Annotated in this window: 10 protein-coding genes and 2 pseudogenes; 6 read left to right on the top strand and 6 right to left on the bottom strand. The window is 59.6% G+C overall.

Annotation, left to right across the window (positions count from 1 at the left end; all coding sequences use genetic code 11):
• Positions 1-49: 49 nt before the first annotated feature.
• Together AC0L3D_RS30310 and AC0L3D_RS30305 are read left to right on the top strand one after the other, a co-directional pair.
• A complete protein-coding gene (locus tag AC0L3D_RS30310; RefSeq protein ID WP_473646778.1) occupies positions 50-475 on the top strand; it encodes a hypothetical protein in 426 nt (141 codons plus the stop codon).
• A complete protein-coding gene (locus AC0L3D_RS30305) occupies positions 475-1086 on the top strand; it encodes a class I SAM-dependent methyltransferase (protein ID WP_473646776.1) in 612 nt (203 codons plus the stop codon). Before AC0L3D_RS30310 ends, AC0L3D_RS30305 begins: the two co-directional genes overlap by 1 nt.
• Before the next feature lie 89 nt (positions 1087-1175).
• Here the strand turns inward: AC0L3D_RS30305 and AC0L3D_RS30300 are convergent.
• The 6 genes and pseudogenes from AC0L3D_RS30300 to AC0L3D_RS30275 form a co-directional block, all read right to left on the bottom strand.
• A pseudogene (locus tag AC0L3D_RS30300) lies at positions 1176-1317 on the bottom strand (cold-shock protein); the annotation flags it as partial.
• Between the two features lie 55 nt (positions 1318-1372).
• Positions 1373-1837: a Ros/MucR family transcriptional regulator gene (locus AC0L3D_RS30295; protein ID WP_473646774.1), complete on the bottom strand. Its 465-nt coding sequence runs from the start codon at positions 1835-1837 to the stop codon at positions 1373-1375.
• A gap of 306 nt (positions 1838-2143) precedes the next feature.
• Positions 2144-2515 carry a DUF309 domain-containing protein gene (locus tag AC0L3D_RS30290; RefSeq protein WP_473646804.1) on the bottom strand — a complete coding sequence of 124 codons (372 nt, stop codon included), beginning with the start codon at positions 2513-2515 and terminating at the stop codon, positions 2144-2146.
• Complete coding sequence (locus tag AC0L3D_RS30285; protein WP_473646773.1) at positions 2461-2766, bottom strand: hypothetical protein; 306 nt, start codon at positions 2764-2766, stop codon at positions 2461-2463. Before AC0L3D_RS30285 ends, AC0L3D_RS30290 begins: the two co-directional genes overlap by 55 nt.
• Before the next feature lie 485 nt (positions 2767-3251).
• Entirely contained in the window at positions 3252-3521 is a 270-nt protein-coding gene (locus AC0L3D_RS30280; RefSeq protein WP_473646806.1) for a hypothetical protein, read from the bottom strand.
• Positions 3449-4429, bottom strand: a pseudogene (locus tag AC0L3D_RS30275) (DUF1173 family protein). The gene AC0L3D_RS30280 and the pseudogene AC0L3D_RS30275 overlap by 73 nt, the downstream one beginning before the upstream one ends.
• A gap of 73 nt (positions 4430-4502) precedes the next feature.
• On the opposite strand from AC0L3D_RS30275, the gene AC0L3D_RS30270 reads away from it, so the two are divergent.
• The 4 genes from AC0L3D_RS30270 to AC0L3D_RS30255 all read left to right on the top strand — a co-directional run bounded on the left by AC0L3D_RS30270 (position 4503) and on the right by AC0L3D_RS30255 (position 10569).
• Positions 4503-4718 carry an ArdC family protein gene (locus AC0L3D_RS30270; protein ID WP_473646772.1) on the top strand — a complete coding sequence of 72 codons (216 nt, stop codon included), beginning with the start codon at positions 4503-4505 and terminating at the stop codon, positions 4716-4718.
• Between the two features lie 564 nt (positions 4719-5282).
• A complete protein-coding gene (locus AC0L3D_RS30265) occupies positions 5283-7226 on the top strand; it encodes a putative bifunctional diguanylate cyclase/phosphodiesterase (protein WP_473646802.1) in 1944 nt (647 codons plus the stop codon).
• 360 nt (positions 7227-7586) lie between these two features.
• Entirely contained in the window at positions 7587-7889 is a 303-nt protein-coding gene (locus tag AC0L3D_RS30260) for a DUF982 domain-containing protein (protein ID WP_473646770.1), read from the top strand.
• A 259-nt stretch (positions 7890-8148) separates the two neighbouring features.
• On the top strand, positions 8149-10569 hold the full coding sequence (locus tag AC0L3D_RS30255; protein WP_473646769.1) for a bifunctional diguanylate cyclase/phosphodiesterase: 2421 nt from the start codon (positions 8149-8151) through the stop codon (positions 10567-10569).
• The last annotated feature ends 622 nt before the right edge of the window (positions 10570-11191 follow it).

The following is an 11191-nucleotide window of genomic DNA, read 5'->3' as shown; positions in this document are numbered from 1 at the left end:
CACTGGACTCGCATTCGATGCTAAAGAGAATCGAACGGCGAGGTTTAAGATGTCGAACGATATAGCGAATGAACCACCTGATCAGAAGGTGGTTTACGAACAGCGGTGTGAGGATTTCCGTTCGCTCAACGGATTTCTCTGGCAATCGCCTCTCATAATTATGACGCTTACCGGCGGTTTGTGGTTTGCTGTTGCAAGCTTCGATATCAACGATCGCGCACGATCGATGTTGCTTATATTTGCCGGCATCTCGAACCTTTTGATGATCATCGCGCTCATTCGGCTGCGATATGTAATGCAGCGGGTGCTCGCTGACATTCGCAGCTACGATGGCAAAGGCAAGATTGGGGGAAATTTCATTATCGTTGGGACTTTCTGCGCGCTCCTGCTGTTCGCAGCACTCGGCTCCTTCGTGACGAGTTGCGGGCCAGCAGTGTATTTCACCAAGAACGCCGCCGCCAAGGCAACCCCCTAATGGAGGCGGAAGGGTCACTCGATTCTGTCACCTACTACGACCGGTTGGCTGCGAATTTGGCGCCACGATACGACGCCGTCACCTTCGATGTCGTCCATCCAGATCTTTCCGAACATCTTCCGACTCAAGGCCGGGTCCTCGACATAGGCTCAGGAAGTGGGCGCGATGCACGAGGGCTTGCAGCTCGGGGTTTACAGGTCACAGCAGTCGAGCCGTCCATTGCGTTTCGGCGTCTTGGAGAAGCGAATAGGGTCCGCGGAATAACCTGGATCGACGATCGCCTGCCAAAGCTTGCTCGGTTGGGCAAGGTGCCGCCGTTTGACTTCATTCTTTGCTCGGCGGTGTTGATGCTGCTCGCCGCCGGCGATCTTAGGGACGGCTTTCGAAGGATGGCGCATCTTCTAGCGGAGCATGGCCGTCTGGCTGTTGACATTCGAGACCCAATGCCCAGTGAGCCGATCGGCGTTTTTCATGCGCACTCTGACGCACAGATCCTGGAGGCTGCAGCCGCCGGCGGGTTAACTTGCATTGATTTTGCTGAAAGAAACGATGCGTTGGGGCGTGCGGCATATCTGTGGCGCAACTATGTCTTCGCTCACGCAATGCCATGATGCGACGGGTTCCGAGCAGAGAGTAAACTCAATCTGGTAGTCCGCAGTTCAAATCCCTTCAACAGCACCAAGGGATTTGGATTTATCCAGAGGCTGCCGGCAGAGGACTTGCCAGTGCGGCGGTCCTGCTCAATCTCATAGTTGATCTTCTGGCCGCCATTCAGCGTCGAGAGGCCCGCGCGTTCGTACAGCGGAAATGTGGACGAAAACATCCTGACCGCCATTGTCGGGCGCGGATCATGCCGGCTACAGCTGCGCGCTCCAGAACGACCCTTGAGAGATAAAGTCAGGCTGCGACCTTCTTGCGGGTCCGCTTCGCCGGCGCCGGCGTTGCCGACTCTTTCGGTTTGCGGCCGAGACCCATGGTCTTGGCCAAGGCTGAGCGCGCCGCGGCGTAGTTCGGCGCGACCATCGGGTAATCCGCCGGCAGGCCCCATTTGGCGCGATAGTCGTCCGGCGTCAGCCCATAGTGGGTCGACAAATGGCGCTTCAGCGATTTGAATTTCTTGCCGTCTTCAAGGCAGATGATGTAGTCCGCCGACACCGACTTCCTGATCGGGACCGCAGGCTTGAGAGCCTCCGGCTCTGCTGCGGAGACGCCTCCGGCCGTGCCTTTCAAAGCCGCGTGCACTTGGCCGATCAGGGCGGGGAGATCGCACACTGGGACAGGATTATTCGAGACATAGGCTGAGACAACATCGGCGGTAAGCTCGATGAGGCTGTCGAGACTGTGATCGGCTTCTTCTGTCATGAAAACTCTCCGGGTGGCTTGAAAGACAGTCGGCGAAGTGTTCCCACATAATGGTGATTGTCGCTGAAAGCAATAAATGTCTCGGCAGCATAAAGTATCGCCCTAAGCTATTGCTAATGCGGGTCCGCCCCGGAAATGGTTCGGGCGCTAGGCCCGGGACCCGGACCTCTATTTCCATCCATGATCTTTATGGTTTCTCTGACTGCGCAGGAGCGCGCCTCGCAGAGGCGAAAATCACGAAATTCCGCCCTTCATGAAAACACGGCCAGGTGAATGGAACCTGGCATTCGTTCGTCAGTGACGGGTCTATTTCTGGCGTTTTCTACGGAGGACTGTTTGTCTTTCTTGCGAGCTGATCGGTCTTCCGCCGGAACTCGGTCCGAGAATGAAGTCAAACACGGGTTGGGGCTGACCGAGCGCTGTCGCCTGTAGGGCCGCCGGGGTCCTTACCGCGACTTCGGCGTGTTCGGCGAGCGTTGCGGGTGACATGCCGAGCGCACGCTCGAAGCTATGATCGGCCGTGTTCATCAGCCGACGAAGGAGCGCCGCGGCGCGTCCGGCATGACGCATCGCCGCCGCCTGCTTGCCCTCGCGGATCTTCACGCCGGCCGCCGATAACAGGATCAATCCCTTGAAGAGCGTCCGAAGCGGAGCGCCTCGGTCTGCAACTTGCCACAGACCTTCCCAGGCCTCATGGGCTTCCCAGTAATAGCCGTGGTGAAAAGGTCGAGACCCCAGAGGAATTTGTCTGAATCAAGCGAGATCTCAGCCACCGACAGCATGGCTTCGCTATTATAGCTGTGTCCCGCGGGATCGCGCACCGGATGCGGTTGCCTGCCCGGCAGATACGCATAGGATGGAAAGCTCTTTTCCGGCAGCCAGCGCCGGCGCAACATCGAACCAATAGCCATCAAAGCCGTATAGCACACTCGTGACATCCTGAACGGATGATCACTCCGGAGCGCCCGCCGGCAAAAAAGAGGTTTTGGGCAAACGCCCGGGCTCGCAAGCTTCAGTGCACCAAGGTGATCAGGCCGCGTGGCCTACTGGCATGTCGTTGAGATGTCATCCTTGCTCACCTATATGCCAGCGTGCGTCGGGCGTTCTCCTCCCATTGCGTCCGGCGCGTTCCCCTCTGGAGGTTTTTGACCTCTTGCTTGGCCGGGTGCTGCAAGCCCGGCCTTTTTCTTGCGCAGAAGCGATGAGCGGCTCATCAGCGGCTATGAACATGGCTTGACCCGCCCGACTTGCGAACGGGAAGGGATCGCCGGCACGTGCTGGAGTGCGAGCCCCTCTATGATCCAGGGCGGACACACATTTGCTGGGAAGATCCGCTCAGGCGAGCGAATTGGATGATTAGTAGAGTAGCTGAAAATACTCGCCGGCGTGCCAGCGTCCGCGAACGGTGGCGACTTCATATGACGGGCCCACCGTCTTGCCGACCAGGCAAAGTCGGCATCTCCCTATCGGCCGTGCGCCAGATCCAGGAATAGAACTCTGGTCGCGATGCGATCAGTTCGCTCAGCGTTTCCTGGTACGCACCATCGGAGGAGGGCGGCACGACATACAGGCCAACGGCCGCGGCTGTGTCTGCAATATCGCCGTCGCGGTTCACGCTTCGCTCCCTTGTCCTGGCAAGGGCATCGACCAGCTTCTTTTCATAGGCGGACTCGTAGGCACCCAATTCTCCGCCACGACCATGACGGCCATTTCCTCGATCACCGCCAGCCCCGCCGGGGTCAACCCGAAGGTGGCAATCGCGATTAGATGTGATGCCTCATCCGCGCCCCAGAGTGCCATCTCGGTTTCAAAACGGCTTTGAAGCCGACGATGAAGACTCTCGTCCAACAAGAACACGAACCCCGGGATGTGCTTGACGATCAACTTGTGGCCGCTGCGAGCTCGCTGAACTCCTTGCCTCGCCGACCAGGATCATCAGCTTTCTGGGGCCGCTCTTCGGGGCAGCGCAGGTGCAAGCGCCTGCCCGCGCCTTTGCTCGATCGCTATTTTATCAGCAGACCGGAACGCCTCGGGCACGAACAGGATTTCGCTGAGTGCTCCGCCCTTGACCGTCATCTGGCCAGCGGCCTCGACGAGATGCCAACGAATATTCCACCAGTGACGTTTGCCAGCCCATCGTGACGTCCAGACTGTCAGTTCCGCTTCGTGCCAGAGATAATGGACCAGGCCGCGCAGGGAGAGTTTCTTGGTGTCCCCGATCACGCTGTCCGAACCTACGGCGCCAGTTGCCGGCGCAGAGCGCGTACCAACCTTCGACAGGCGAAAATCCAGCTTCAACGCGGCCATACCGCTCTCTGAATCGACCTGAATAGCGCTGCCCATCAGCACGCCAAGGCCGGACAGTTCGTCGGGCGGCTCGTAAGAGGAACAGGAAGCATCATGGCTGCCACCCGACAGCGGCATCCGCTTGACCATGTATTGGTCGCCAACCTGCGCAATATACATAGCCGGGCAGGGCTCCTTGCACAGGCAAAGCGGTCGCAGCTTTCTGCGATGTGGATCCGCAAGCGCAGCCTGTAGATCAGGCGCCGCCTCCTCGATCACCTGGTCAGCAAGTCTGAAACGTCGCATAGCCTCCGTTGCTCCGGACACCGCCGCATCCCCACGTCCATTGAGTGATGGTTTTGCCATCGAGGCAACAGGCTTGGTCGTCACGGTATACACGCGCATCACCGCCGAGATCATCGCTGCAATCGAAGAAGGTGCAGGTGATTGGTGCGCGCCGTGGTTCCACACGGAACCAGCGCCGCCGGCCCATCAGGCAGGCTACCGCGGCATCAACACCGTGGGGCTGATGGCCTGTGGGGCACCTATCGACAATGGCAGGACGCGGAACGCAAGTGTCGGTCCAGGCATGTGAGGACCGGAGCCGCCCCTGCCCGGGAAAGATTGGCGGTGATGACGGCGCACACGGGACCGGCTCAGTTTGAGCGGGCCGGCGCGATGCTGATGACAAGGAAGGCGACGCCCCTGCTTCAGGGCGTATCCTCGTATGGCAAGCGTCCGGTGACGCCCTCGAAGATTGAAGCGCCCCGCGCGCGCATTCGGGCTGCAGCGTTGTGTCGTGACAGCCACGCGCTAACCAGGAACCGCTATCGCCTAGTTGGCGGCGCGCCTTTTGGGGGGACGCAAATAGATAGGACATCGTGGCCGTGATCGGATTAGGGCAACGTGGGCCTCAGAAGGCAACAAGGCCAAGTCCTTCCACCTAGGCCGGCAACAGACTTCAGGCAGAATTCGCAGGCTTGCGTCGCGACATTCCGGATCGGGAGCATCGTGTCTTTCACTATCTTCGAATTCCGGAGCCCTTTGGGTTCCCCAACTGGGCTGTCCAAATTTGCGGTTGAAATTTACTTTTTCCGAATTGTTCGGTGCTAGGAACTCAACACGCAGCTACTACTCTAGGGCGGGGGGTGAAAGAGTGATGCAGCGTCTGTCTGCCGCAAGGCTCGGGGACCTTTTGGCGGGCGACCTGCGGGCTTTTGGCGGGCCCTCGACGATCGAACCACTTGCCGGCCGCATCAGAGCGGAGCAGGTCAGTATCGTGCTTCGCAACACGCTTCTTGGCATGGTTGCGAATATACTCAATGCAGCCACTTTTGTTATAGCGGTTTGGGGCTCGCCCGACCAGACGAAAGCCATCCTCTGGGCGAGCGTCATCATCGTCGCCGCTGGGTTGGTGGGCCTAAGAGCGAGATCATCGTTTCGGTTAGTCAAACCAAGATCGGTGTCTCGCCGGACAACGCAAAACCTGGTGCGCAACGCCTTCCTGTTCGGCACTTGGTGGGGCGCACTTCCCGTTCTGTTCTTTGGCGGGGCAACAAGTGCCACCCAGGTCGTCATCACCTGCCTGAGCGCGGGGATGATCGCAGGCGGCGCCGCCTCCTTTTACACGATTCCCATTGCGGCCGTCGCGTATACGCTGCCGATCTTCGTCGGTTCGGCGGTTGCGGTTATGTGGCGGGATGGCGCCGTCAATCTACCCGTCGTAATCCTGTTAGTGAGCTACGCCATCACGCTGTTTCGTGCAGTGCTTGCCCACGCATCAGAATTTACCTGGCGCTTCATTCTGCAAGCGGAAAGCGAAAATGCCATTCGCAGGGATGTTCTAACCAGTCTGCCAAACCGGATCAGCTTCAATGAGCGGCTCGAGCGCGCGTTGGTGGACGCAAAGCAGTTCGACCAGCACTTTGCGTTACTTTTATTCGATCTGAATAATTTCGACGAGGTGAATGATCACTTTGGTCGAGCGATGGCGGATGCCCTTTTGGTCGAAGTGGCCGCGAGACTTTGCAAGTCAACGCGCGAGAGCGATGACATTGCCAGGTTGGAGGGCGGCGAATTTGCAATAATCGCTGCACGCGATATCAGGCCGGATCAAATCAGGTCCTTGGCCAAACAGATCATAGATGGCATGCGCGCGCCGTTCTTGATCGATGGGCGCGAAATATATTGCAGGGCCTCTATCGGCATCACTTTGGCGCCCACTGACGGTTTGGATACAAACCAACTCCTGCGGTGCGTCGATACCGCGCTACACAGGGCCAAGACGCGGGGGGTGGGCTCCATCCAGTTTTTCAGCGCAAATGATGATGAGGTTGCTGCAAGGCGCCATGCCCTTGAACGCGATCTGGCATCTGCGCTCGCCAACGACCAGCTCTGGCTCGCATTTCAACCGTTTCTCGACCTCGGGAGCGATCGCATCCGCGGTTTTGAAGCGCTTCTGCGCTGGCAGCATCCGACCCTCGGCGCAATCCCTCCATCGGAGTTCATTCCTATCGCTGAAGAAACCGGATTGATCCACGGCATCGGAATTTGGGCTGCCAAGACGGCTTGCTTGGCCGCGGCACAATGGCCGTGCGACTTGCGGGTCTCCGTGAATTTATCGGCAGTGCAGCTTAAGGACAAGGCGTTATTGGATGGAATTGTAATGGCTTTGGCTGAAGCCGGTTTGGAGCCCCGAAGACTGGAGATTGAGATCACGGAATCGGTGCTGATTTCCGATTTTGAAGAGGCTATTTCATTGTTACAATCGTTGAGTTTTCTATCCATCACCGTTGCGCTTGATGATTTTGGCACTGGCTTTTCATCACTCACGTATCTTCGCAAATTGCCTCTTTCGCGGCTCAAGATCGACCGATCTTTTGTCCAGGATATGCTCACCGATCTGGACGGCGCCGCGATTGTGAGATCGCTGATTGAACTGGCGCACGAGCTTCGAATTGAGGTAACGGCCGAAGGCGTCGAAACTCCCGAACAGCTCGACTACCTGCGCCGCGTCAGATGTGATGAAGCTCAAGGCTATTTAATCGGGAAACCTGACCGGATTGACGACATTCCTGGCATTGCTGCGAAGCAGTGGAGCTAGGTACTTGATAGCAGGACCGGCACCGGCGATGGTCTGGTTGCCTCCTATCTCGATGAGAACGGCCGCCTTTGCTCAGCTAGGCTGAACGCCGCAGCCCCGAGTGCAAGCACTGGGAGAGCCCCGTGACGAAGCATCAGATCGAGCTGATCGCCTCGGAACGATGCAGATTTTTTGCCACGTGGTAAGCCGCTCTTGCAGCAGAATGTCTGGTATCGGCCTGCTGGCCTACCGGGGGGCATCACGCCGCTGCTTTTCTCTTGAACCGTCATTGCCGTGACAACACATTCTGCAATGGTCCGCGGGTGTAGAGATGAGGCCCCTGTTCACGCAGACTACTGTTCAGCAGGTTGGGAGGAGAGAATGAACCCTGAGGCGTTCAGCAGCCCAGTTTTCGTGAAGCGTGCAACCTACATCGTGCAGGAGATTACCAGCCTTGCCGACGCTATCGATTTCCTCAACGAATGGCCAGAAGATCACAGAGACCTGATCCACGAGGTCGCCCTTAGGGCATGCTGTGATGTATGCGATGGGCGAAAACCTGTAAGCATAGCACGCAACGCCTTTCTCGGTTTTGCGAAACGGGCCGGCATATTGGAAGATTCGACCTCCGCCATGCAGTGGCTCGCTGCCTGCAAGTCGGGCAACAGAAAAGTGCGAGCCTAGGCCGTCGGCCACACATGTGACGCTGGCGCGGCACATCGAGAAGGCATTGCGTCCAGATTTCGCGATCGCGGCCGGAATTGCGCTCGGCTCGGGAAGAAGACGAACCTTGCCTAGGCCGCGTAATCGCCTTTGAGGGCGCAGAGATGACCGGCGTTGAGGGACGATACGATTCAAAGCGGATTTTCCGCTTAAGCGCTTTATTCAAGTTTTGACCTTAGATTTCTCCCCAACGGGTGACCATCCTGCCTGGGGGAAGAGCATGTTGAAAGTGTACACTTGCATTGCGACGCAGCATGATTTGCGTCTGGTTGCGCTGGCCGCCTTTATCTGCGCCCTGGCCTCCTTCACGGCGGTGAATCTCCTCCACCATGTCGGGCGCAGTGAAAGCGAAATGCGACGGGTCTGGCTAGCCGTCGCCGCGGTTGCCACCGGCTTCGGCATCTGGGCGACGCATTTCATAGCTATGTTGGCCTTCCAGCCCGCCGTGCCAAGCGGCTACAACATCGCCTTGACGATCATTTCGTTACTGGCCGCGATCGCTTTGACCGGCACGGGTCTCACGATCGGCATCTCGCCACGCGTTCCACATGGACGCTGGATCGGCGGTGCGATCGTCGGAGGCGGCATCGCGGTGATGCACTACACCGGCATGGCCGCATTCGAGATCGCGGGCCGCGTCGTCTGGGATGTGCCGCTCGTCGCCGCCTCAATCATTCTTGGTGGGCTGTTCGGCGCGGCCGCATTGCCGGTTGCCCTTCATGCCAACACGCTCAAATGGAAGGGGCTCGGCGCCGTGGTGTTGACGGTAGCGATCTGCAGTCACCATTTCACGGCGATGGGCGCGGCCGCAATCATGCCAGACCCACGCATTGTCGTTTCCGCAACGGCGTTGCCCGCGGACTGGATGGCGGCTGGCGTAGCCCTCGTTTCTGTCGTCATCATCCTTTTGGCCATCATCGGCCTCGCCCTCGATGTGCGTGATCTCCGCCGCGCCGGTGAGATAGCGCGTATGCAGGAGCTGGTCGACGCGGCCGTCGAGGGGCTGATCGTGTGCAACGAAGCCGAGATCGTGGCTGCCAATCGCAGTTTCTCCGCGCTTGCCTGCGTCGACGGCTCGCAGCCGGTCGGACGCCCGCTCACGTCCTTCTTTCCCACGGCTTCCCCAGGCGAACTCAAGGGCACCGCGCAAACGCCGCTGGAGGTGGAACTATGCGCGACGGACGGCACCATGGTCCCGGTGGAGCTGATCCGGCACAGCATCCTCTATGCCGGCAAGCCGCACCAGGTGTTTGCCGTGCGCGATATTCGCGGGCGCAAGCGGGCGGAGGAGGAAATTCACTTCCTTGCCCACCACGATCCCTTGACCAAGCTTCCAAACCGCACGAGCTTCAACGAAAAGCTGGAGGCCGAGCTTACGGCACATCTCGACACTGAGCGGTGCCTTGCCGTGCTCTTCCTCGATCTCGACCGCTTCAAGGAGATCAACGACCTCTTCGGCCATCTTGTCGGAGACGCCGTGCTGCAGTGTGTGGCCGAGAAGATCAGGAGCATCCTCAAGCCAGGGCAAATGGTTGTGCGCTTGGGCGGCGACGAGTTCGCTGTCATCGTTCCCGGTCTGCCGAGCGCCGCCTATGCGACGCGCACTGCTGACGCCATCCTGGACGCATTCAACGACACAGGCGCCAACCTGCCCGCCGGCGTCACCATCGGGACCAGCCTTGGCATCGCTGTATTCCCGAACGATGCACCCGATCGGGAGACGCTTCTGAGCCATGCCGACGCTGCGCTCTACGAGGCAAAAATGCAGGGGCGTGGTCTTTATTGCGTTTTCGAGCCGTCCATGGGTGAGCATCTGCGCGATCGTCGCCAGTTCGAGCACGACATTCGTCACGCCATCTCGCGCAAGGAGCTCCGCCTCGTCTATCAACCGCAGGCGGAACTCCTGTCCAACGAGGTCTTCGGTTTCGAAGCACTGCTCCGATGGGATCATCCGGAACGGGGCGCCGTTCCGCCGGCAGTGTTCATCCCGGTTGCGGAGGAGTGTGGCGCCATTCTGAAGATCGGCGAATGGGTGCTGCGGACCGCCTGCGCCGAAGCGGCAAGCTGGCAGCAACCGCTGGCAATCAGCGTCAACGTTTCGGCCATGCAACTCCATGGCGGGAATTTGTCCGAGTTGGTCGGGGCAGTGCTGAAAGAAACCGGTCTCGATCCATTCCGCCTCGAGCTGGAAATTACCGAATCTTGCATGATCAAGGACATGGGGCGCGCGCTCGCCGCGCTGCGCCAGCTCAAAAGCCTTGGGGTCCAAATCGCCATGGATGATTTCGGCACCGGGTACTCGTCGCTGTCGAATTTGCGGGCCTTCCCGTTCGACAAGATCAAAGTCGACCAGTCTCTAGTGCGGGCGGTAGATAGCAGCGACGAGGCGGCTGCCGTCATGCGTGCGGTCTTTGGCCTCGCCCGGGGTCTCAAGCTCCCCGTCTTGGCAGAGGGCGTCGAAACGGACGCGGAATTGACCTTCCTTCGGGGAGAAGCCTGTGATGCGATCCAGGGTTTTCTTCTCGGCCGACCTTGCCCGATTTCCGACTTCGCTCAGCACACGATCGGCAATGGTAGGGCAGCCGCTTCCCGGCGGCTGGGGAACCACGAACTGCGCGTGATCAAGAACAGCGCGGCTTAAAGCGGAAGCGGGTCGCACGCTGCAACGTCACGCGCTGCTACAAGCCGCTCGAGCTGCGGGAGGTGATCGGCAAGGTCACGATCGACGAGGTGAGGGAAAAGGTTCGATGCCAGCAGTGCAAGAGCCGCGAGTGGCTGAGCGCAGAGCTATTCCACCCAACCGGAGCAGCACACGATCTGCCTCCGGCGCTCGGCGTTGGGAGATCTGGCGGGACGAATAGGAAAAAGGGCCGGCGCCGTTTGGTGGAGGTTGCCTGAAATGGACGCCGGCTAGGTGGGAGTGTACGCAGCACCGATACCTGAGTCTTGACGCTAAGCACCTGCGGCAATTTGGGATGGACCGGCCCTCTAGCGGGGTAGGTCAGCACGCGCCGGGCCTGACCGGCGGGGGCTCGGAAGCGAAACATGGCAGCGGCTGACGATATACAATACGCCATTGCTAATGCCAAACCGCAGCTCCAGTCGTCGCGGACCTGAGTGGCGCCCGCGCCCCCGGAGGCGCCCCCCCGGGGGGGGTGGACCCCGCCCCCGGTTTTTTTGGCAGCACAGGCGGTGTCGGGCCAAAAGCGTAGCCCCCCGGCGGCCGCCGCCCCATAGGGGGGTGGCCGGGGCGCCCCCCGCGG

The sequence above is a fragment of the Mesorhizobium sp. WSM4837 genome (genome assembly GCF_055811435.1).
Note: the sequence above shows the minus strand (reverse complement) of the source record. Positions and strands in the feature narration are given on the sequence as shown.